At 62.0% G+C, this 22,011-nt stretch carries 19 protein-coding genes and 2 pseudogenes; 6 read left to right on the forward strand and 15 right to left on the reverse strand.

The window, feature by feature from the left end; translation table 11 throughout:
• Positions 1 to 23: 23 nt before the first annotated feature.
• The 8 genes from EN935_RS00475 to EN935_RS40580 all read right to left on the reverse strand — a co-directional run bounded on the left by EN935_RS00475 (position 24) and on the right by EN935_RS40580 (position 6,806).
• Positions 24 to 1,091, reverse strand: a complete 1,068-nt coding sequence (locus tag EN935_RS00475; RefSeq protein WP_127373122.1) for a D-alanine:D-lactate ligase-like protein — start codon at positions 1,089 to 1,091, stop codon at positions 24 to 26.
• Between the two features lie 129 nt (positions 1,092 to 1,220).
• Positions 1,221 to 2,102: an SMP-30/gluconolactonase/LRE family protein gene (locus EN935_RS00480; RefSeq protein ID WP_127263009.1), complete on the reverse strand. Its 882-nt coding sequence runs from the start codon at positions 2,100 to 2,102 to the stop codon at positions 1,221 to 1,223.
• Positions 2,102 to 2,740, reverse strand: coding sequence for a 2-dehydro-3-deoxy-6-phosphogalactonate aldolase (locus tag EN935_RS00485; RefSeq protein ID WP_127263008.1), 639 nt, complete (start codon positions 2,738 to 2,740; stop codon positions 2,102 to 2,104). Before EN935_RS00485 ends, EN935_RS00480 begins: the two co-directional genes overlap by 1 nt.
• Positions 2,737 to 3,696 carry a 2-dehydro-3-deoxygalactonokinase gene (locus EN935_RS00490; RefSeq protein WP_109667524.1) on the reverse strand — a complete coding sequence of 320 codons (960 nt, stop codon included), beginning with the start codon at positions 3,694 to 3,696 and terminating at the stop codon, positions 2,737 to 2,739. The genes EN935_RS00485 and EN935_RS00490 overlap by 4 nt, the downstream gene beginning before the upstream one ends.
• The gene (locus EN935_RS00495; RefSeq protein ID WP_109667526.1) at positions 3,693 to 4,460 is read right to left on the reverse strand and encodes an SDR family oxidoreductase; all 768 of its coding nucleotides are present in this window, start codon (positions 4,458 to 4,460) and stop codon (positions 3,693 to 3,695) included. The genes EN935_RS00490 and EN935_RS00495 overlap by 4 nt, the downstream gene beginning before the upstream one ends.
• 270 nt (positions 4,461 to 4,730) lie before the next feature.
• The gene (locus EN935_RS00500) at positions 4,731 to 6,080 is read right to left on the reverse strand and encodes an EAL domain-containing protein (RefSeq protein ID WP_109667529.1); all 1,350 of its coding nucleotides are present in this window, start codon (positions 6,078 to 6,080) and stop codon (positions 4,731 to 4,733) included.
• A 184-nt stretch (positions 6,081 to 6,264) separates the two neighbouring features.
• Positions 6,265 to 6,663, reverse strand: a complete 399-nt coding sequence (locus EN935_RS00505; protein ID WP_127263007.1) for a GtrA family protein — start codon at positions 6,661 to 6,663, stop codon at positions 6,265 to 6,267.
• The gene (locus EN935_RS40580) at positions 6,660 to 6,806 is read right to left on the reverse strand and encodes a hypothetical protein (RefSeq protein WP_164548507.1); all 147 of its coding nucleotides are present in this window, start codon (positions 6,804 to 6,806) and stop codon (positions 6,660 to 6,662) included. Before EN935_RS40580 ends, EN935_RS00505 begins: the two co-directional genes overlap by 4 nt.
• Before the next feature lie 250 nt (positions 6,807 to 7,056).
• Between EN935_RS40580 and gshB the strand changes: the two genes are divergently transcribed.
• From gshB to EN935_RS00525, 4 genes and pseudogenes are all read left to right on the forward strand, one after another.
• Complete coding sequence (gene gshB, locus EN935_RS00510; RefSeq protein ID WP_127263006.1) at positions 7,057 to 7,998, forward strand: glutathione synthase; 942 nt, start codon at positions 7,057 to 7,059, stop codon at positions 7,996 to 7,998.
• A 184-nt stretch (positions 7,999 to 8,182) separates the two neighbouring features.
• Positions 8,183 to 8,830, forward strand: a pseudogene (locus EN935_RS00515) (magnesium chelatase domain-containing protein); the annotation flags it as partial.
• Positions 8,831 to 9,116: 286 nt separating this feature from the next.
• Positions 9,117 to 9,893, forward strand: a complete 777-nt coding sequence (locus tag EN935_RS00520) for a hypothetical protein (RefSeq protein ID WP_127263005.1) — start codon at positions 9,117 to 9,119, stop codon at positions 9,891 to 9,893.
• Between the two features lie 121 nt (positions 9,894 to 10,014).
• Positions 10,015 to 10,965, forward strand: a complete 951-nt coding sequence (locus EN935_RS00525) for an HNH endonuclease (protein ID WP_127263004.1) — start codon at positions 10,015 to 10,017, stop codon at positions 10,963 to 10,965.
• A 962-nt stretch (positions 10,966 to 11,927) separates the two neighbouring features.
• On the opposite strand, the gene EN935_RS00535 is transcribed toward EN935_RS00525, so the two are convergent.
• Together EN935_RS00535 and EN935_RS00540 are read right to left on the reverse strand one after the other, a co-directional pair.
• A complete protein-coding gene (locus EN935_RS00535; RefSeq protein WP_206532358.1) occupies positions 11,928 to 12,278 on the reverse strand; it encodes a hypothetical protein in 351 nt (116 codons plus the stop codon).
• Positions 12,278 to 13,165, reverse strand: a complete 888-nt coding sequence (locus EN935_RS00540) for a recombinase family protein (RefSeq protein WP_164757588.1) — start codon at positions 13,163 to 13,165, stop codon at positions 12,278 to 12,280. The genes EN935_RS00535 and EN935_RS00540 overlap by 1 nt, the downstream gene beginning before the upstream one ends.
• Before the next feature lie 36 nt (positions 13,166 to 13,201).
• On the opposite strand from EN935_RS00540, the pseudogene EN935_RS00545 reads away from it, so the two are divergent.
• Both EN935_RS00545 and EN935_RS00550 read left to right on the forward strand, forming a co-directional pair.
• A pseudogene (locus EN935_RS00545) lies at positions 13,202 to 14,104 on the forward strand (ATP-binding protein); the annotation flags it as partial.
• Between the two features lie 345 nt (positions 14,105 to 14,449).
• Positions 14,450 to 14,989 (forward strand): J domain-containing protein, encoded by a 540-nt coding sequence (locus tag EN935_RS00550; protein ID WP_127263001.1) that lies wholly within the window; start codon positions 14,450 to 14,452, stop codon positions 14,987 to 14,989.
• 170 nt (positions 14,990 to 15,159) lie between these two features.
• Here the strand turns inward: EN935_RS00550 and EN935_RS00555 are convergent, their stop codons facing one another.
• From EN935_RS00555 to EN935_RS00575, 5 genes are all read right to left on the reverse strand, one after another.
• Positions 15,160 to 16,737 (reverse strand): DUF262 domain-containing protein, encoded by a 1,578-nt coding sequence (locus tag EN935_RS00555; protein WP_127263000.1) that lies wholly within the window; start codon positions 16,735 to 16,737, stop codon positions 15,160 to 15,162.
• 106 nt (positions 16,738 to 16,843) lie between these two features.
• The gene (locus EN935_RS00560; protein WP_127262999.1) at positions 16,844 to 19,012 is read right to left on the reverse strand and encodes a malate synthase G; all 2,169 of its coding nucleotides are present in this window, start codon (positions 19,010 to 19,012) and stop codon (positions 16,844 to 16,846) included.
• Positions 19,013 to 19,278: 266 nt separating this feature from the next.
• Positions 19,279 to 21,321, reverse strand: a complete 2,043-nt coding sequence (locus tag EN935_RS00565; RefSeq protein ID WP_127262201.1) for a hydantoinase/oxoprolinase family protein — start codon at positions 21,319 to 21,321, stop codon at positions 19,279 to 19,281.
• 213 nt (positions 21,322 to 21,534) lie between these two features.
• Positions 21,535 to 21,837 carry a cupredoxin family copper-binding protein gene (locus EN935_RS00570; RefSeq protein WP_109667551.1) on the reverse strand — a complete coding sequence of 101 codons (303 nt, stop codon included), beginning with the start codon at positions 21,835 to 21,837 and terminating at the stop codon, positions 21,535 to 21,537.
• A gap of 57 nt (positions 21,838 to 21,894) precedes the next feature.
• A partial coding sequence (locus EN935_RS00575) for a CDGSH iron-sulfur domain-containing protein (RefSeq protein ID WP_206534481.1) occupies positions 21,895 to 22,011 on the reverse strand: 117 nt, incomplete at its 5' end.

A 22,011-nucleotide genomic window follows, 5' to 3' on the forward strand; every position in this document is an offset into this window, starting at 1 on the left:
GCGAAAGCCGTCAAGGCACGCAGCTATCGGTTGACGCCGATCAGCCGGCTCGCCGCGGTTTCGGTCATGGCATCGGCCAGCTCGAGGCCCCATTGCTGGCGGCAGTAGGCGCGGAAATCGAAGCAAGGCAGGCCGGGGCAAACCTCGAACTCGATGAGGTGGACGGTGTCGTCGGCCTCGACCCTGAGATCGATGGAAAACACGTCGCGCAGGCCGAGCCCGCCCATCAGCCGCTCGGCGATCGCGCGGATCCCGGCGTCGGCGACCGGCTGGCTGTCGGCAACCGCAACGAGTTCCGGTTCGGCATAATGTCCCGCCGCTTTCGCGACCTCGCCGGTGTCGCCGTAGAGCGCCAGGCTGTCCGCCATGGTCTGGAAATCGGCGCCTGAATCGACAAAGGCCACGCCAAGCGCTTCGACCCCGGCGCCCGGCACCAGGCCGAGGAAACTGGCGCGCACGTTGCGGCCGGCGACATAGGGCTGGACGACGACATCATCGCGATAGGCCGAAAACACGCGCCGGCTGAGCTCCAAAGCGTGACCGAGATCGCTACAGCGCGAATCCGCCCAGATGCCGATCTTGGCGCCAAGCCGGTTGGGCTTGACGAACCAGCCGGCGGCAGAGGCAGGCGGCTCGACCAGCCATTGGCCATCGCGCGCAAGACCGGCCTGCGGCACCGGCAGGCCGAGTGCGCCAAGCACGGCGCCGGAGCGGAACTTGTCCTGGCAGAGCGCGAACAGCGCATCGTCGGCGCCGATCGTCTTGAAGCCGCCCAGTCGCGCCAAAGCGGGTGCCGCGCCGCCCCGGAAATAGGCAATGCCGTCGGTCAGCGTCCAGACCAGTGTTGTGCTGGGATGCTCACCGGCGAGGACGCTTGCGGCGTCGTCCAGTGCCACAGGTGTGAACGACAGGCCGCGTGCCTGGCAGGCGCGGCCAAGCGCATCGAATTCAGGAGCGAGATCGGTCGACTGTGCCAGATAGGACGCGATTTCGGCGGCACACTCCGGCGCATGACCGTCGGCGACCAGACGGTCGAAACAAGCCTTTTCCGGCTCATGGACGAGGATCAGTCTTGGCTTGTGGCTCGACATGAAATGAACGATTCCCGGCAGTGCGATTGCCTACCATCGCATGGTGAAGGCAATCGGCTCTCGCGAAACCGACACGGCGCGGGCGCTTGCGTGACAGCACCGGCGTCGAATCAGAAAGTCTGGCCTTGTTCAGGCGATCAGCACGTGCGGCTCGAAGCGGCCGTTGACGGGAATGTCGAGCAGAAATGTCATGCCGCCCTGCAGATCCAGCAGGCGCTGCTTCTCATCCTTGCCCGACCAGGCTGAGGTGACCGCCAGCCGGTCGGCCTTGGCGCCGACAAAGGCCGGGCAGGATGGCTGCGTCACCGGCATGGCGACCGTGCGGACGAGCTTGCCGTCGGGTCCATAGGCTTCGATGACGCTGCCGCCCCAGACGGCGTTCCACAGGATGCCGTCGCGGTCGAGCACGGACCCATCGATATAGCCCTTGGCCGAGCGGTGATCGACGAACACCTTCGGCTCACCGGCAGGCAGGCCGGTCGCCGGATCGCAGGCGACGCGCATCAGCAGCCCGGTCGAGGTGTCGGTGTAATAAGCGATCGTGCCATCTTCGGAAAAACAGATCGAGTTCGACACGGTGATGTCCGAAAACAGGCGGCGCAGTTCGCCCTTGAAAAACCAGTAGATCGAACCGGCGCCCTTTTCCTCCTTCTTGCCCATCGTGCCCATCCACAGGGCACCGCAGGGATGGACCCGGGAATCGTTGGAGCGCGTGACCGGATTGTCGGCCTCGACAGGCGTGTGCAGCGTCAGTTTGCCGGTCGCGACATCGCGGACATAAAGGCCGGTCTCGGCGGCGATCAGCTGGCGCTTCTCGTCGATGACGGCGATGGCGCTCGCCATCCGGTCAAGCTCATGGACTGTGGTCGCGCCGCCGGACAGCTGCTTTTCCAGAAGCTGGCTGTTGACGATGTCGAACCAGAACAGCGTATCGGTGGTGGGATCGTAGCTCGGCCCTTCGCCGAGCTGGCAGACGTGATCGGAAAAAACCGAAACGATCGCTTCGCTCATCATGCTTCTCCGAACACCGCATCCCAGGCCGTGACGGCGGCGAGTGCACGCGCCGCCACCTCGTCGACGCTCATGCCGGGCTTGAACAGGCTGGAGCCAAGCCCGAAGGCCGTCACGCCGGCGGCCTTGTAGCCGGCAAAATCTTTTTCGGAGACGCCACCGACGGCGCCGACCACTGTTTGCGCCGGCAACACCGCGCGCATCGCGGAAATGCCGGCAGCACCCAGCACGCTCGCCGGGAAGAATTTGAGGGCCGAGGCACCAAGCTTGATCGCCAGGAAGGCCTCGGTCGGCGTGAGCACGCCGGGCATCGTCACCATGCCGTAGTGCATCGCACGCGCCATCACCTCGGCATCGATGTTGGGGCTGACCAGCAGCCGCCCGCCGGCCTTGTACAAACCATCGACATCGGCTGGCGTCAGCACCGTGCCGGCGCCGACCAGGGCTGTTTTCGGAAGCACTTCCACAATCCCAGCGATCGACGAAAACGGCTCCGGTGAGTTCAGCGGCACTTCGATCGCCTCGATGCCGGCATCGAACAGTGCCTGGCCGATAGCGATCGCTTCACTCGGCTTGAGGCCACGCAGGATGGCGACCAGCCCGCGCTTGAGCTTGGGGAAAGGTGCGGTCTGGCTCATCGGGCTGCTCCAATTCTGGCGATCATGCCGTTCTCGCGCGCCGCCTCGACGAGGCCGGCACGCACCGCCTCATCGGCGTCAACGGTCCGAACCTCAAACCCCGCAAGACCAAGTGCGGCCTGGTAGAGCGCGGCCAGCGCGCCGGAGGCAACCAGCACGACAGGTTCCGCACCGGCGCCGTGACGGCGGCTGGCCGAGGCGATCTCGCCACCGATCAGAAGGCCGGACAGGCAGGCTGCGGCATCGTCGGCTTTCAGGTCCTGCAGCAGGCCGGCGGCGCGGATGGAAAACAGCCGCGAGGTGACATCGCCGCCTTCGCCCAATGCGGTTTCGCACCAGCGGCGGAAGAACGGATTGTCCGATGTGACCGGCTTGGGGTGCTCGCCGAGCGAATGGCGCAGGATCGAATGCGCGGCAAGCACCGAGAACAGCTCGCCGGTCGGCCAGGTGCCGAAGCCGACAACGGCGCCGTCCTCGACCAGCACCCATTTCGAATGGGTGCCGGGCATGCAGACCAGCTGGCGTCCCCTGGCCGGCAGGCCAGCGCCAGCGAGCTGGGTTTCCTCGCCGCGCATGACGTCGGGCGCATCGGCCAAGCGCTGGGCAAGGCCCGGAACGATGCGGATGTCGCGGCTTTGCCCAGGCACCTTGGCAGCACCGCCGAGAATGGCACTGAGTGGCGCCGGCACGGTGACATAGGGCGCCTCCAGCCAGCCCTGTCGGGAACCGGCCATGCCGCAGATGATGACGGGCAGCGCTTCCGGTGCTCCCATCGCCGCCAGATGCCCTTCGAGAATGGTTGCAAAACCCTTCTGTTGCGCGGTGATCAGGCCATCATCGCCGCGGCGTTCGGCCAGCATCTTGCCTTGCCCGTCGATCAGCCAGACCCGCATGCGGGTTGTGCCCCAGTCGACAGCGGCTACCGCCGGCGCGTTGCTGGCAAACCCTGGGCTCACAGGAAACCTCCATCGACGATCAGCATCTGCGCGGTCAGCATGCGCGAGGCGTCCGAGGCGAGGAACAGCACGGTGCCGACGATGTCGTCCGGTTGCATCACCTGCTTGATGCATTGCTTGGCGACATGGGCGGCAAGCGCCTGTTCGGTCACCCAGAGCTCCTTCTGCCGCTCGGTGATCACCCAGCCGGGCGCAATGGCGTTGACGCGGATGCCGTCCACGCCGAGCTTGCCGGCCAGCCCCTTGGTCAGACCCAGGATGCCGGCCTTGGCGGCGGTGTAGGACGGCATGTCGGGGTGGTTGATGAGATAGGATGTCGAGGTGAAGTTGATGATCGAGCCGCCGCCGGCCCGCTTCATGCCCGGCGCCACCGCTTGCGCGGTGAAGAAGTGCGGCCGCAGATTGATCGCCTGGTTGTTGTCCCAGAACTCCACCGTCACGTCCTCGACGGCGTGGCGCTCGTCCCAAGCGGCATTGTTGATCAGCACGGTGACATCGCCATGCGCCTCGGCGGCCTTCGCGGCGGATGCCCGCAAGGCCTCGATGTCGCGCAGGTCGGTCTTGAGATAGAGCGGCCGCTTGCCGAATTCTTTTTCGATGCGGTCGGCGAGTATCGTGCTCGGGCCGTCGGCGATGTCGACGAAGGCGACATTGGCGCCCTGGCGCACAAACCCCTCGGTCAGTGCCGCGCCAATTCCGGAGCCGCCGCCGGTAATCAGCACCGAGGCTCCTTCGAGGTCGGCAAAATGCGCCGATGGCATCATCGTTCTTGTCTCCCAGCGCATGACCCCGAAAATCGGATCGATTTTCGGAAAGGGATCATGCGCAAAATGTAAATTGCTACAGCGTCCTTTGCACGTCCAAGAGGACGCGCGGCGCTGTAGTCGTGACCGGCGCGCATCCTAGCCACGCAAGGCGCGCGGGCAAGGGCGAACCGTCGAATTTCAGGGCTTATGTCAGACAAAACGACAATGCGCCGCACCGGGTGCGCACAGCGGCACCGTCGGGATTGCGGACCGCGGGGGAATCGCCGGTCAGATCGCCTTGGCGCGCAAGGCGCCGCGGAAGGAATCGCGGAGATAGCCGAGCGTGGCGTCGGCGTCGACCGGCTTGCCGAACAGATAGCCTTGCCCGCCGGCGCAGCCGAATTGGACCAGGCGGTCGGCCTGCGCTTCCTGCTCGATGCCTTCGGCGACGACGTCCATGCCAAGCCCCTCGCACATGGCGAGAATGGCGCGGATGATGTGTTCGGACGGCCTGTCATCGAGAATGGAGGAGACGAAGGCGCGGTCGATCTTGAGCTTGTCGAAATGGAATTCGCGCAGACGGCCGAGCGAGGACTGGCCGGTGCCGAAATCGTCGAGCGAAACGCGGATGCCGACGCGGCGCAGATCCTCGACGATCTGCGCGGCCGAAGCCGGGTCGTTCATCAGGCCGGTCTCGGTGATCTCGATCTCCAGCCGGCGCGGATCGAAGCCGGTGCGGTCGAGGATCGCCAGTATGTGCAGGCCGGTGTTCTGGTCGACGAGCTGCGAGGGCGACAGGTTGAACGACAGGAACAGGTCCTTCGGCCAGCTTCTGGCGGCTTCGGTCGCCTTGCGCAGTACCAGCTGCGACAGCGGGCCGATGATGCCGCGCTCCTCGGCGATGGGAATGAAGACCGTGGGCGGCACCGAGCCAAGGTCGCGATCGGTCCACCGCGCCAGCGTCTCGAAGCCGATGGTGCGGCGCGTGTTGAGGTCGACGATCGGCTGGAAATGCGGCTCCACCTCGCCGGCCGAGACGGCGCGACGCAGCGCCTGTTCGATGCGGGTGACGCGCTTGGCCGCTTCTTCCATCTCGCGGGTGTAGACAACGACACGGCCACGGCCGGAACGCTTGGCATGGTAGAGCGCCGTCTCTGCCTTGTTGATGAGGATCTCGGTGGTCTCGTCGCCGGAATAGAACAGCGAGCAGCCGACCGAGGCCGAAAGCCTGGCGGTGCGTTCGCCGACATCATAGGGCGCCGACAGTATCTCGATCAGCATGCGGGACTTTTCGGCCGCTGCATCCTCGCTGAACACCAGGGGATAGAGAAAGGCGAACTCGTCGGCGCCGATGCGGCAGACCGTTGAGTGGCCGTCCATCGAGGCGCGCAACCGCATGGCGACCTGGATCAGGATGTCGTCGCCGGCCTTGTGGCCGAACAAATCGTTGATCGGCTTGAAGCCGTCGAGGTCGAGAATACCGACGGTAAAGGGTGCGGGATCGTCGGCACGGTCGCTGATCAGGCGATCGACCTTGTCGAAGAAGCGGCGATGGTTGCCAAGCCCGGTCAACGGATCTGTGAATGCCAGATCCGTGCTCTCCCTGTTTGCCTGACCGGTGCCAAACGAAGTTTGCATCGGTGTCCCTGTTTTGTGACGTCGGAATTTATTTCGAGACTGGCAGCAAACCCTTTAGGAAACGTATCGCGAAATCGATTTTTCGCGGCTAAGCGGCGTCATGTGCACGGGGACCGATGCGAGGGTCGGCGCGGGTCGGCGACAGTCCCTCCACAAGGCGAAAAAACGACGCGCAAAAAACGCGCTAGCCGCGCGTCGGAAACACCCATTGCAACGACATGACGTAGCTCACCGCGCCTGCGGCAACCGTCGTCAGCGCCGACATGGCGAGCGCTGACAAGCCGAAACGCGTGACCGCCAGGTGCGACACCAGGCCCGAAAACAGAGCGCATCCGAGCTGCAGCGCAAGATAGCGCGGCATGGCGCTGACGTGATCGTGCTGGCCGCCGAATGTCCAGCCGCGCTGTGCGCTATAGGCAACAACAACGGCAATCGCATAGGCGACGACACTACCGATGAAGGGCGAAAGGCCCAGCGACACCAGGAGCCACGACAGAACGAAGAACAGCAATGCGGCGCCGACGCCGACCGTCAGGAATCGGAACAGGCGTGTCTGGACAAAGGCCGGCAATGCTTCGCTCATGCGTCGCGCGCCGGCAGCTGGTTGGCCGGCAAGTCATCGGCGGGTAGGTCATCGACCAGTAAGTCATCGTTGGGGCATGGCATCAGGATTGTGAGTTCGAGCTGTCTGGTTGCGGCGGCGCGGATGGCGGTGACGGCGTTCATGGTCGTTGTTCCATCGAGTGCCCGGGGCTGCGTCAACACTGCCGGGCGCATTCGGGGCTTACCTTTGCACGGCTAGGCTTAAGAAAGCGATGACGCGCTGTTCGCCTTGTTTCCAGATGGCCGGGGCAGATCGGACGCTGGCTCGGGTTTGCGACTTCTGATGCCAATCTTCAAAATGTCGCGATTGGCAGACGGGCAGTGAGCCTGTACAGGCAAGACAGTCGCCCATCCGAGCCGCCGGAGACCCGCCATGAAGCTGAAAATCGCCGTCCAGATGGACCACATCTCCACCGTGTCGATCGCCGGCGACACCTCGTTCGCGCTGTCGCTGGAGGCGCAGCAGCGCGGCCATCAGCTGTTCCACTACACGCCCGACCGGCTGTCGTTGCGCGACGGCAAGGTGTTTGCCCGCATCGAGGAGATGCAGGTGCGCGACGAGAAGGGAGCCCATTATTCGCTGGGCGAGCAGGTACGCACCGATCTCGCGGAAATGGACGTCGTCCTGCTGCGCCAGGATCCGCCCTTCGACATGAACTACATCACCACCACGCACATCCTGGAGCGCATCCATCCCGGGACATTGGTGGTCAACGACCCGGCCTGGGTGCGCAACAGCCCGGAAAAGATCTTCGTCACCGAGTTTTCCGACCTGATGCCGGACACGCTGATCACCAAGGATCCGCTCGAAGTTGCCGCCTTCCGCAAGGAGTTCGGCGACATCATCGTCAAGCCGCTCTACGGCAATGGCGGCGCCGGCATCTTCCATCTGCACGAGGCCGACCGCAACCTTGCCTCGCTGCTCGAAATGTTCGGCCAGATGTTCCGCGAACCCTATATCGTGCAGCGCTACCTCAAGGACGTGCGCAAGGGCGACAAGCGCATCATCCTGATCGACGGCGAGCCGGTCGGCGCCATCAACCGGGTGCCGGCCGAGCATGATTCCCGCTCCAACATGCATGTCGGCGGCCGCGCCGAAAAAACCGAACTGACAGAACGCGAGCGCGAGATCTGCGCCCGCATCGGACCGTCGCTGAAGGAGCGCGGCTTCATCCTCGTCGGCATCGACGTCATCGGCGACTACATGACCGAGATCAACGTGACCTCGCCCACCGGCGTGCGCGAGGTCAAGCGCTTCGGCGGCGCCGACATCGCCAGCCTGTTCTGGGACGCGGTCGAGGACAAGCGGAAGTAACCCGTTTTCACTTTGTCTTAACCATGTTCCGTTTTTGCAACCGGGCTCAATTCGGCTGCAACCTGCGCGCTCATGTGTTCCCGTAATGTTCTTGATTTGACCAGAGAATTGTGATTGTCTCCCCGAGGGGGCCATTCCTGGCCTGATCGCACGGGCTGGGGCCAGCCTAAATTGGGGTTGCACGATGGTGGCGCGGGTTCGCACGGTCGCTTTCCAGGGCATCGAGGCCGTGCCGGTCGACGTGCAGGTGATGATCGCGCCCGGCAAGGTCAACATGCACATCGTCGGCCTCGCCGACAAGGCGGTGGCCGAAAGCCGCGAGCGCGTGCAGGCAGCACTTCATGCTTCCGGCCTGTCGATGCCGTCGAAGAAGGTTACGGTCAATCTGGCGCCCGCCGATCTGCCCAAGGAAGGCAGCCATTACGATCTGCCGATCGCGCTTGGCCTGATGGCCGCCCTTGGCGCCATTCCGGGCGACATGCTGGCCGGCTATGTCGTGCTTGGCGAATTGTCGCTCGACGGCACGATTGCCGCCGTCGCCGGCGCCTTGCCGGCGGCGATCGCCGCCAATGCCGAGGGCAAGGGCTTGATCTGCCCGTTCGCCTGCGGGCCGGAAGCGGCCTGGGCGGGCAAGGATTTCGACATCCTGGCGCCGCGCAGCCTGATCGCCATCGCCAACCATTTTCGCGGCACGCAGGTGCTGTCGCGACCGGAAGCCGGCATCCACGCCGCGGCGCGCGACCTACCCGATCTCGCCGACATCAAGGGCCAGGAGACCGCCAAGCGGGCGCTGGAAGTGGCGGCCGCCGGTGGTCATAATCTGCTCCTGTTGTGAACGAAAGACCCTTGCAGAATTGTTTAGGGTTCATCAGTTCCCTGCCCAGCGTCCGCTGTGCGTTCTGGCATCACCAAATGACCCAAGAGAGCGCACGGCGAAGGCCCACCGAGCCGATGACGTCGTGGATTTATTCTCATAGTAAAGTCGATAGCACGACACGACACTACGCTTGACTTGATAGCGTCATGACGCGGCCGAATTGTTCGGTTTTTCGCACGGCCAAATTGAAGTTCTAAATAAATTGTCGTACCTCAGCTGATTGCGAAGCTAAGGGGGCAAAATGTCATTCGACGCAAAGGTATTCAAAATTCTGATCGCCAGTCCGGGCGACGTGGACGAAGAGCGGCAGGCCATACCGGAAGTAATTTCTCGATGGAACAATACTAATGCGGAAGCTAACGCGGTTGTCCTGTTGCCAGTTAAGTGGGAGACACACTCCGCTCCCTTGATGGGGGACCGCCCGCAACGAGTGATTAACAACCAGATTGTCACATCTTGCGACATGGCGATTGGTGTTTTCTGGACCCGACTTGGGTCACCTACTGGGGTAAGCGAGAGTGGGACTGCAGAAGAGATTGAGTGGTTCATCGAGAATGGCAGGCCAGTCATGGTTTACTTCTCATCTCGGCGCATCGATCCCACCAAGCTCGACATCGACCAGTATAAATCACTTAAAGACTTCGAGATCAGGATGCAGAAGATAGGACTAACTGGTTCTTACACAAGCCTTGAAGATTTTCGTGAGCAACTATTTAACCAATTAAGCATTAATGTTCGTACTCTTCTTACAGGATCGGCCTTGTCTCGGCCATCACCCGAGGTTTTTAAGGAACGCGTTGCTTCCATCAAGAAGATTTCTAAGAAGGGCAAGGTCTACATGGAGGACTACGAAAAAGATGGTGAGGTGCGATCATTCGTTGTTAAAGGTGATACCAAGCCATTGAAGGAAGGCTTGAAGGACATTGGCGGTCGTTGGAATGGAACGTTGCAGGGGTGGGTATTTTCTAAGACGAAGGAAATCGAGGTCGCCGAGTATTTGAAATCCAATGCGGTCTAAGCGCCATGAAGAGGTCTAAGGCTTGCAGCTGCAAGTCTGATGACGAAAGACCCTTATAGGCCTTGGGCGCCGACCGGTCAGGCGTAGTGCCGCCACAGCCCAATCGTCAGGAAGGTCAACAATGATGTACCTTGAGATGTCCCGTGACGACGCCCATGGGGGAGGCTCGTGGGGCTTCACCAAATGTGTATGGGCGCCGGTCCACAAGGAGAACGGAAGCTCTTGGCCCTTCTGGAGCAAAGTTGGAGACATCAAGGCGGGTGACGTCGTCCTCCATCTGCGCGGCGTCCCTCCTAATGCGGAGTTTGTGGGATATTCGATCGCAACAACAGACGGCTCTGCGGCCCTCGATCGCCCGCCCGAGCCAAAGGGATGGTCTTTCTCCGCAGCTTTCTACCGCGCTGAACTTGGGCAGTTTACTTCGTTTGAAGCCCCCATCAATCTCAACGAGCTATTTAGAACAAGACGAGAGCCCCTTGAGGTGTACTTCGAGCGGAACAGAGCGAGGGGCGCTGATAGGCGCAACGTATTCTTCGTGAGGCAAGCGGGTAGGCTTCAGTGCCTCAATGGTGCCTACCTCAGTGAGGTCGACGATGATCTCTTTGAGGCTTTGTTCGACGAGCGGCTGCAGCCGTCAACAGGCCAAAGCGTCGCCGTAGTCAAAACGGCCTCAGTATTATCCGAGGCAAGGCGGCGGGTGGGACAACAGGAGTTTGCCAAAGGAATCAGAGCATCTTACGGAGGGAGGTGTTGCTTCCCCGGCTGTACGGTCGACGATGATCGCTTCTTGGTCGCTTCCCACATAGCGCGCTGGAGCGATAACCCGTCCCTGCGAGGCCACATTGGTAATGGTCTGTACCTTTGCCTCACTCACGACAGGGCTTTTGAGCTCGGCCTCTATACGCTCGACAAAGAGTTCCGCGTACATATCAACGCGGCTAAGGAGGGTTCATCAGTGTTGGCGGCCATGGCCAAATGGAATGGTGAACAGGTCCGACTTGGTACCACTTTGCCGCTTCACGATGCCCTGCTAGAACATTGGATTAGAACGGGTACCGACCCGATGAATTGAACCGAAGTAGCTTCATTGCGAGGCGAGCGCGCAGACCGTGCGATGTTTGTTCCTGGCTCGGGGGCGCGTGCCTCTGAGCTGTCATGCTGGTTTCTTCCCGCCAGTTACCAGAGTGGCGGGGGGATGCTTCTCGACCAGCAACTCACAGGCCTTCTCGAGCTCCTCGCCTATGTGCCTAAGAACTCGTCCTCGTGACCTCGGGTAGACGTGAAGGTCTGTGGAAGTGGGACCCTCACCCCAGCGCTTGTGCGTTCCTGAGGCCATTTTGTGGATCAGCTTAGCCGCCTGCACTCGCTTGAACTCAGCCTTGCGTTCTGCCTGCGGATCGCCGCGGATGACCATTTCGATTGCGAGCCACGCCGCCACTATCCGCCGAGGATCGACAGCTGCCTTTCGCAGCCTCGCCCAAGCGGCCTTGGCGCGCTCCTGCGGTGATAGCCCGCGCAACCGGAAAGCCTCCACATGAGGCCCTGAGGTCTGCAGCAGGGTGGCTACACGGTCGACTGCATTGGCGACATAATTGTCGCTACGGTTCGCCTCAAGCCACGCGAGCGCAGCGACCCTATATGGGACGATTTCTCGAGCCCGGTACGAGGCTTGGTAAGGGCTCCCGTGACGCGCGTTGTGGTCGGCATGAGACCGGCAGAACCGCGTGTCGAGCCCGTCCCCGGTGCCCGCACGGGCTGGCCTGCTGCACCCCACCACTCGGCATCGGGTGAACATCGCGCTTGGCTCTGTAGCCCTGGCCTTGACCTCAGCTTTGCGTTCGCGTTTGCGGACTAGTTTCGCGGTCAATCTCGAGTCCCCCTTAGGGGAGCGCCGGGTGAACACCTACTCATGCACTGAGGCTCCACATGAGGGGAAGTGAGGGGTATCAGGGACAGGATAGACACCTAACGAGACAAGGGGCGAAGGGACGTAGGAGCGAGAGACATGCAGATGAAGGTCGGCTGCACAAGAGGTTAGACCCCCGCCCCGGTGACGATCCCCTCGACACCTGTCATCTGTTGGAAGACCGAGAGCATGGCGTCCTTGGCTGTAGCGGCAGTGGACTCAGGCACCATAAGCGCGTCGTGGATCGGTAGTGCAGTGATCCTGTTGGCCTTCATGAGTAGCAACAGCTCAACCATGATCTGGCTCTCAATGAACTGGACATCGTGCCCTATGCCGCAGTGGAAGCGATCTTTTATCAGGGGATGCTTCGACTCGATAGCATCAACGACCCCGGCGATCTTGTCACCCCTGCGGAACAGCTTGCGTGTGAACTGGGGGAAGCGTTCAAGGCGCTTGTCGGCGAAGATCATTGCGCTCATCACTCGCTTGCCCGCTCGAATGTTTCGCGGTCTACCGCCGCCGGGAAATAGCCTTCCACAGCCTCGGTCGGGATACGCCGCTTTCTGCCGCCGATCCTCTCTACCCGATGGGGCGTATGCACTCCGATTACGGACGGGTCCGCCAGCATCTTCTTGATATAGGATCGGTGCCACATCTTGCCCCGACGGAACACCGGGACGCCTTCGCGGTTCAACATCTGCGCTATCGCGTGTTGCCCCTCGCCGACCAAGGTCAGGTTGAATACTCGGCGGACCACTTCGGCTCGTTCGGGTATCAAATCAAACCCACTCCGATCTTCGCGAAGCCGAACCCAGCCAGGGCTTAGCCTCGTCATGGGTGTGCCCCGTTCCTTCAACTTCAGCCGCTTGCCATGCCACGCGGCACGAAGGAGTTCCTGCTTACGAGCGCTCTCATCATTCGCCCGGATGAAACCAATGATTATCTCGAAGATTGCAAACTGATTCTCGCGGAGGCTCTCCCTAGAGTACGCGCGCTCGTTGCTGAGAGTGACGATGGTAATCCCAGCAGAAAGAAGGCCTGTAAAGACCGCCTGAGCGTCCAAAATATTGTCTCGGGAAATGCGGTCGAAGTTCTCCACCAGAAGGCAGCTGCCGGGCTTGATGTCACCCGACCGAACCAGGGAGAGGAAGTCACCAAGAGCGCCTACGGCAACGTTTGCACCTCCAAAGGCTGACAAGCCGAGGTCACGGAACGTCGTCTTATCGTCGAGAATGAGGTTGTGTTTTGCAGCGTATTTTGCGGCCTTGTCAGTCTGCCGACGTAAGCTGTCGCCGGCGGCCTGTTCCGGTGTAGAAAATCGCACGTATGAGTAGGCTCGGCGTCGTGTGCTGTCGATCTTCTTCATGGGTGTACGCCTTACTCCAACTGGGGGTCTATCGTCCATAGCATGCTGATGATCGGGCCACCGGGATCGGGAAAATCGATGCTGGCGCAGCGGCTGCCTTCGATCCTTCCGCCGCTGGCGCCGAAGGAACTGCTCGAAGTGTCGATGATCGCCTCGGTGGCCGGCGAACTCGGCGAAGGCAAGCTGACCGACCGGCGGCCGTTCCGCGCGCCGCACCATTCGGCCTCGATGGCGGCCATGGTTGGCGGTGGCATCCGCGCGCGGCCGGGCGAAGTGTCGCTCGCCCATCACGGCGTGCTGTTCCTCGACGAATTTCCCGAGTTCACGCCGCAGACGCTCGATGCGCTGCGCCAGCCGCTGGAGACCGGCGACTGCATGATCGCGCGGGCCAACCATCGCGTCACCTACCCGGCGCGCATCCAGCTGGTTGCGGCGATGAACCCGTGCCGATGCGGCATGGCCGGCGAGCCGGGCTATCGCTGCCTGCGCGGCGACCGCTGCCGCACCGACTACCAGGCGCGCATCTCAGGCCCGCTGCTCGACCGCATCGATCTCAGGATCGAAGTGCCGGCGGTCTCGGCCAGCGACCTGATCCGACCGGACCGGGCGGAGAAAAGTGCCGATGTGGCGCTGCGCGTGGCGCGTGCCCGCACCATCCAGCGCGAACGCTTCGAACGGCTCGGCGCTACCCGAGCCACCACCAACGCGCATTGCGCGCCGTCGGTCATCGAGGAGATCGCCATGCCTGACGCCGCCGGCCTGTCGCTGCTCAAGGACGCCAGCGAGAAGCTCGCCTTTTCGGCGCGGGCCTACCACCGCGTGTTGAAGGTCGCGAGAACACTGGCCGATCTTGACGCCAGCGAAACCGTCGGCCGCATCCATCTGGCCGAAGCGATTTCTTATCGGATGAGTTCGGAGCGGGTGGCGCAGGCGGCGTAAGTCACCTGCCTGCTGATGGCCGTGCTTGCGGTTGTGGGTTTTGGTCCTGCCGGCGAAATCTGGCAGTACGCGATCTCGCGACAAGCTGACCCTGCCACGTTGCCTTCCGCGATCACGCCATAACCGCCACCCAGCGAATCGACCATCTCTGCAGTGCGGCGGACCTGATTGTCCGCTTGGCCGGCGTCCTCACCACCCAACGGCCCCCACCGAACGGGCGCCGGCCATTTTCTTCCTCTTCCAGAAGCGTGGCCGTTATCGACGCCGGACTTAAGTCTGGGCTTCTGCTTTGGATGTTCTTTATTTAGACAATGCGAATATGATTGCGGTTGAGGGTGTACCGCTATGTTCATTGACTACTACGAAGTTTTGGAAGTTAGCCCGAATGCCAACTCGGAAACGCTGGAGCGCATATTTCGCTATTTTGCGATGCGCTATCATCCAGACAATCAACAGACTGGCGATGAAGCCCGCTTCAGCGAAATCGTGGAAGCCCACAATACGCTCAAGGATCCAGTCAAGCGCGCTCAATACGACATCGCGTACAGAGACCATGCCGGCCTTCGCCGCGAGTTGACCGAGGAAGCCAGCAACACCAAAGGCATCGAGCGGGATGCTGTGATCCAGGCCAAACTGCTGTCGCTGCTTTACGCAAAGCGCCGCCACGACGTCACCGATCCTGGGATCGGAGATGTAGAGCTCGAACGATTGTCAGGCTGTCCGCGAGAACATCTCGAGTTTCATCTCTGGTATCTGAAAGCGAAAGGCTGGATAGCAAGAGTGGAAAACGGGACGATCGCGATTACGGTGGAAGGCGTGGACCGCGCCAATTCCGAATACCGTCGCGATCCCACCATTCGGCTCCTGAACCATACAGCTTCCTAAACGCCCTATCTCCGCGCGGAAGCCAGGTCGAAGACCATTCACGGCATCGATGGTCGACCCGGTGACAGCGCGGGCCGAGGACCCTGTCGAACCGCGCGGCACGCTTAGGCTGAATTTGAGGCTGCTGCAATACGAGGTTCCGTCGCCACCTGGTATTGGTGGTTTGGGCGCTAGTTTTCAACGGTACTATTGCAGAATGGATGCTGCATTATAGCATTTGAAAGATTCCCCGATCCGCCATCCCGTTTAGGGCGCCTGTGGCCCACTTGCATGCCATTTCTGTGCATGAGACCTCCACAAGTTGGACATTTCGGCGCAGATGGCAACGCATCCCGAATGAATGCCGCGCCCTTTACGTCTCGTGAGAACGATCCGCCCTCAAGGTCGAGCTCGTCAGGACTAGTAATTAGAAATTCGAATTCTGGCATGTCTCTAAGTATTTTTGCGACCTCTGACGCTGACAGTCCCTTGCTCAAATGCTCGACAATCGCTTTGTAGAAAGCAATCGCACGAGGTCTGCTGCGAACGCCACTTCCCAATTTTCTGACCGCTTCACTCATGCCGCGGTTTACCATCAGAAATTCTTCAAATTTTGCTCTAACCTTTGTGAAGGCAATAAAATCACCGGTGTCCCAGTCGCGAAATAGCGACAGGAATGTCAGAAGTGAGGATGCAGAGAATGTTCCACTTCTGCCATAGAAATATAGCGCAGGATGTAAGCCAAGGGACGAGGGATTGGTCGAGCAAAGTCGCCAGATTGCGGCCCTTACCTTCACAAGATAATCTACAGTCTTTGCCCCATCTTGGTCGACGTCTAGAGATTCCTCCCTGGTCGTCCCCTTATAGCTAGAGTCTTTGACTTGAACTCGATTGGCCAAATTCACCAGATCAAAAACAAGCGGCAACGCTTGTGGGCCGTAACCCTGTCCTGCAACAGGCAAGTCGAGCGTTTTGATTGGAAGAGATATCGTAGGCTCGAAGAGCAAAGCTGATATTTCGCGGCCAAGATCCTCTATTGCCCTTTGGGACTCTTCAGCAAATTTCTTCCAATAATTGTGGCCCGTGCCAGCCCTCAAGATCGCCCGAGCCGCTAGGGCTGTTGAGGAACGCCTGGCGGCGAGGATACGGCGCTCCGTCGCATCTATCTTCGTGCCTCCCTGATTGATTCGGAAAAAGGCTTTCTCCGCTTTGTCATGGTCGGCGTTTCTGATCCATTGGGCTGGGATTTCTTGCCATCCGATTCTAGCCGCCCTCTCAGCAACATCCGGGCGGGAGTTCTGCGGGTACTCGATAGCCATTTTGTGATCGGCATATGAGCCAATTGATAGCGCCGCCAAGTCTCTCGTTCTTTTTGCTGCTACCTGCTGGTCATCCGGAATTGCATTCTGGAAAAAATGCCTGGACACCTCCCCATCGCCGTAGTCGTTATGAACCCATGCAATAAGGGCGCTCAGGCGGTGCGCGCCATCTATGACGAAAACATTCTGGCCTGCCCGCCAAAGGATAACAGCGGGTATCAAATCTTTACGAGCAAACGTCCCAATAAGATCGGCGACCTGTTCTGGACTCCAATTCGCAGTCTCTCTTTGAAAATCCGGTTTCCGCAGTGCGGGATACAGAAAGCCTTTTGGCTCCAGACCCGCGATAGACAAAGAACTTATGTCTTCGCCTACCTCCCCCGGAGCGGCTAAATCCTCCCGGCGGATGAGTGCGTCCAAATTTACAATATTAGTTGTCGCAATAGCCATAGAATCGTCCTCCTGCTGCGAGGACTTACCTCACTTCGCGGCGACAGAACAGTTTTGCGAGCGAGTGTGATTTATAGTGATACGGGAACCTTCGGTTACCCGTGGCCTATTTTTGCTTCGCCTTCAGTTCCAGCCTGCGCGCGTGCAGCACCGGCTCGGTGTAGCCGTTGGGCTGGACGCGGCCCTTGAAGACCAGGTCGCAGGCGGCGAGGAAGGCGATCGAGTTGTCGAAGTCGGCCGCCATCGGCTGGTAGAGCGGGTCGCCAACATTCTGCAGGTCGACGATGGCCGCCATGCGCCGCAGGGAATCCATCACCTGGATGCGCGAGCAGACGTCGTGGTGCAGCCAGTTGGCGATGTGCTGCGAGGAGATGCGCAGCGTGGCGCGGTCTTCCATCAGGCCGACGTCGTTGATGTCAGGCACCTTTGAGCAACCGACGCCCTGGTCGATCCAGCGCACGACATAGCCCAAGATGCCTTGCGCGTTGTTGTCGAGTTCGCGCTGGATCTCGTCGGGAGTCCAGTTCGGCCTGACCGCGACCGGCACCGACAGGATGTCGTCGAGTTTCGCCTTGGGCCGGCTCTTCAGCGCGGCCTGCACGACATGGACATCGACCTTGTGATAGTGGGTGGCGTGCAGCGTCGCCGCCGTCGGCGACGGCACCCAGGCGGTGTTGGCGCCGGCCTTGGGATGGGCGATCTTCTGTTCCAGCATCGCCGCCATCAGATCCGGCATCGCCCACATGCCCTTGCCGATCTGGGCATGGCCCGCCAGCCCGCATTCCAGCCCGGTGTCGACATTCCACGCCTCGTAGGCGGAAATCCAGGCGGCCTGCTTCATGTCGCCCTTGCGGATCATCGGGCCGGCTTCCATCGAGGTGTGGATCTCGTCGCCAGTGCGGTCGAGAAACCCAGTGTTGATGAAAACCACGCGTTCCCTGGCGGCGCGGATCGCTTCCTTGAGGTTGACGGTGGTGCGCCGCTCCTCGTCCATGATGCCCATCTTGATGGTATTCTTGGCCATGCCGAGCAGGGCCTCGACACGGTCGAATATCTCGACGGCGAAGGCGACTTCCTCAGGCCCATGCATCTTGGGTTTCACGACATACATCGAGCCAGCGCGGGAGTTCATGCGCCGCCCCTTCGGCCCGACGTCATGCAGCGCGATCAGAGCGGTCATCGCCGCATCCATAATGCCTTCCGGAACCTCGTTGCCGTCGCGGTCAAGGATCGCCGGGTTGGTCATGAGGTGGCCGACATTCCTGACCAGCATCAGCGAGCGGCCGGGCACGGTCAGCGTGCCGCCGGCGGGCGCGCTGTAGGAGCGGTCGGGATTGAGCTTGCGGACAAAACTCTTGCCGCCCTTGGTGATTTCTTCCGCCAGGTCACCCTTCATCAGGCCGAGCCAGTTGCGGTAGACGACGACCTTGTCCTCAGCATCCACCGCGGCGACCGAATCCTCGCAGTCCTGGATGGTGGTCAGCGCCGATTCCAGGATGACATCGGCGATGCCCGCCGGATCGGTGCGGCCGATCTGGTTGTCGCGGTCGATCACGATCTCGATGTGCAGGCCGTTGCGCACAAGCAGCACCGCATCGGGATTGGCGGCGTCGCCACGGTAGCCGACGAATTGCTTCGGGTTGGCCAGCGTGGTCGAGCCGGCACCGGCACTCAGCCGCAACCCGCCTTGCGCCAGCGACAGACCGTTGACCCCGGCCCATTTGCCCGAGGTGAGCGGGGCAGCCTCGTCGAGAAAGGTCTTCGTCCAGGCAACGACCTTGGCACCGCGCGCCGGGTTGAAGCTCTTGCCCTTTTCGGCGCCGTCGGTTTCGGGAATGGCGTCGGTGCCGTAGAGCGCATCGTAGAGCGAGCCCCAGCGCGCATTGGCGGCGTTGAGCGCATAGCGGGCATTCATGACCGGCACGACCAGCTGCGGGCCTGCAATGACTGATATTTCCGGGTCAACATTGTCGGTCGACACGCTGAAGGCCGGGCCTTCCGGAACGATATAGCCGATCTCCTTCAGGAAGCCTTTGTAGGCTTCCATATCGACGGGGGCGCCGTGGTCGCGATACCAGCCGTCGAGCTTCTCCTGCATGGCGTCGCGTTTCGCCAGCAGTGCCCGGTTCTTCGGCGCCAAATCATGGACGATGGCCGAAAACCCGTTCCAGAAGGCGTCCGCTTCGATGCCGGTGCCGGGCAGCGCTTCCTTGGCCACGAACTCATGCAGCTCGCGGGCAATCCGCAATCCGGCGATCTCGATGCGATCGGTCATCAGGCTACTCCAGATGAAAGGCTTTGCGGGCCTTTGGCATGTCAGGTCTGGCGGGTCAATTCAGCTTAGGGTGAAGGTGGGTGTTTTTGGCGAGCGGCGACGCTGCCGATCTCCCCCCTTGAGGGGGAGATGGCCGGCAGGCCAGAGGGGGTCGCCGGACGTAAGGCGCTAGCCTCTTCTGTTCAAAGCAGGAGGTCGCGTCCCGTCGAACCGACCCCCTCTGTCGCCTTCGGCGACATCTCCCCCTCGAGGGGGAGATTACGCGCTCAAACCGCAATCCGCGGCCTTCCCGAGGCCACCGCCACCACATGCGCCTCGATGAACATGCGCTGGGCTTCGACGGTCGAGACGCGGAATTCGGTCGCGACGTCGATCTCGGCGCTGTCGGTGCCGGCCTCCCTGGCGCGCTGGGCGACGATGGCGCGGACATCGGCCTCGGCCGCTGCGATCGCCGCCGCCTCGTCGAGGAAATCGCGCACGGTTTCACCCGAGGCAAGACGAAACAGCCCTTCCTTGGGCTGGCTAACCCGCGCCTCGGCGGACACCCGCACCTGCCCAACGACGGCGCCGAGTGCGTTGGCGACATCGGTATCTTCCGGCACCACGCAGTCATTGCCGATCAGCGGCGACAGGCCGGCATAATGCAGCGGCGCCGAGGCGCCGAGGCCGATAACCGGGCGGTCGAGCGCCACGGTCAGCCGCGCAATGCCGGGATGCGCGTCGACCGCGCGCTGCACCAGCGCATGCGCCACGGTCGACGCACCATCGAGGCCGTCCTCGGCGAAGGCGGTTTCGAGGATATATTCGGCCGACCAGCGCGTCAGCGTCACCAGCACCCGCTCCGAGATCGCTTCGGGGGAAGCGGCGATGAATTGGCCACGGCCGTCGCGCTTGCGGGCGAACAGTTCGGCGCCGAGGCGCGCGGCAACGGGATCCCAGTTCGCCTGCTTGCCCAGCACATGGGCGGCGTCCGACGGGGTGAAGCCGGCGACATGCACCAGCCCGCGCGACACCAGCCGGTTCAGCGTCGCGTTCTGCGCGTTCGAGGTCAAAAGCCTGTCGATGGCGAGCGGCACGGCACCAATCAGCTCGTAGAGCTTGGCTTCGGCGCCGGTCAGGCCGGCGGCGAGCCGATCCGGCACGCCGGTGCGCACCGCGAAGCGGCCATCCATGCGGCCGGGATTGGGTGCCCGCAGTTGCCGTTCGAGTTCCGATGTGACGGCGCTGCCATGGGCCATGCCGGCCAGCGCCAGCGGCACCAGGCGGCGCGGCCCGAGCAGGATCTTCGGGTTGAGCGCGCCATCCTCCAGCGTCACTTCGGAATCGCCCCCGAGGCCGAAGGTGCGCATGGCGACCGCCTCGACCATGGTGCGGAAGCCGCCGACGGTGGCGCCTTCCGGATCGAGCCTGGGACGGCCGCTGTCGAGCACGGCAACATCCGTCGTGGTGCCGCCAATGTCGGAGACCACAGCATTGTCGAGCCCGGTCATGTGGCGGGCGCCGACCAGGCTGGCGGCCGGGCCGGACAGGATGGTCTCGATCGGCCGCTGGCGGGCAAAGGCCGCCGAAACCAGCGCGCCATCACCGCGCACCACCATCAGGGGTGCTGCAATGTTGCGCGCCTCGAGAAAGCCTTCGGTCGCCGCCACGAGCCGGTCGATCATCGAGATCAGCCTGGCGTTGAGCAGCGTCGTCAGCGCCCGGCGCGGACCGCCGAGCTTGGCCGACAGCTCGTGGCTTGATGTGACCGGCAGGCCGGTCTTGTCGCGGATCAGCTCGCGGGCGGCGATCTCATGCGCCGGATTGCGGGTGGCGAAATAGGCGCAGACGGCAAAGCCGGATACCGACGCGCCGAGTTCCGGCAGCACCGCTTCCAGTCCGGACAGATCGAGCTTGGCGGCATTGCCATGGACGTCGTGGCCGCCCGGACAAAAAACCACCGGATCGGTGCCCAGCGCGGCCTTCAGCCCGTCGCGGGCGAGGTCGCCCTCGGAAAAGCCGATCATCACCAGCGCGACGCGACCGCCCTGGCCCTCGACCAGCGCGTTGGTGGCAAGCGTCGTTGACATCGAGACCAGCTTGATATCAGCGGGATCGGTGCCAGCCTTCTGCAGCACCGCGTCGACGGCGCCGGAAATGCCGACGGCGAGATCATGCCTGGTGGTCAGCGCCTTGGCCTTGGCCAGCACCTTGCCCTTGTTCGGCCCCTGCTGCGGGCCTTCCGTCTCTGACCACAGCACGGCATCGGTGTAGGTGCCGCCGGTGTCGATCCCGAGGAACAGCGGCTTTGGCTTGGTCTTGGCGGTCATTGCTGATGGCGGTCCGGCTGGCGAAATTATCTGTCCATGCCCTTAGCCGATACCGAGCGGGCGATAAAGCTGCGAGCGCTGGGCCAAGGGAAGAGAGCCAATCTCCCCCACGAGGAGGGAGATTGGCAGCTTTGCCGCAACGCTAGTAACCAGCTTCCACCGATGCTGGAAGTCTTATCGCCATGGCGGATGACAAGTCTGGCGAGGACGCCGCTATTTCGCGGTGACGGTGCCCTTCATCGAGCTGTGGATCGCACAATGGAATGGGTGCGCGCCGGCAGCTGATATCTTGACCTTGGCGCTCTTGCCGGTGGCGAGATGACCGGTGTCGAAGGAGCCGTCAAGCGCGGTGGCGGTGTGCGTCATCGGGTCGGCATTGGTGAAAGTGATGGTGTCGCCGACGGCGACCGAGATTTTGGACGGGGTGAATTTCATGCCCTTGATCTGAACCGCATGATTGGCGGCGTAGGCGGGCATGGCAAAGGCAAGCAGAGCAAGAACAAGCATGGTGCGCATGATGATTTCCTCCTGAGCGCGAACTCTCATCCTACACTAACGCTGGCGGACCTCCTTTCATGCCACGAAGCCTATTTTTTTATGCGTCCCATCGCAAAACGGCTTGTTGGCGGAATGGCCGCAGCGGCAGAGGAAGGTGCGTTGCGTGCGGTCGACCGTGTGGCCGGTGCCGGT

Source organism: Mesorhizobium sp. M7D.F.Ca.US.004.03.1.1, from assembly GCF_003998635.1.
In the GTDB taxonomy this organism is placed as follows: domain Bacteria; phylum Pseudomonadota; class Alphaproteobacteria; order Rhizobiales; family Rhizobiaceae; genus Mesorhizobium; species Mesorhizobium loti.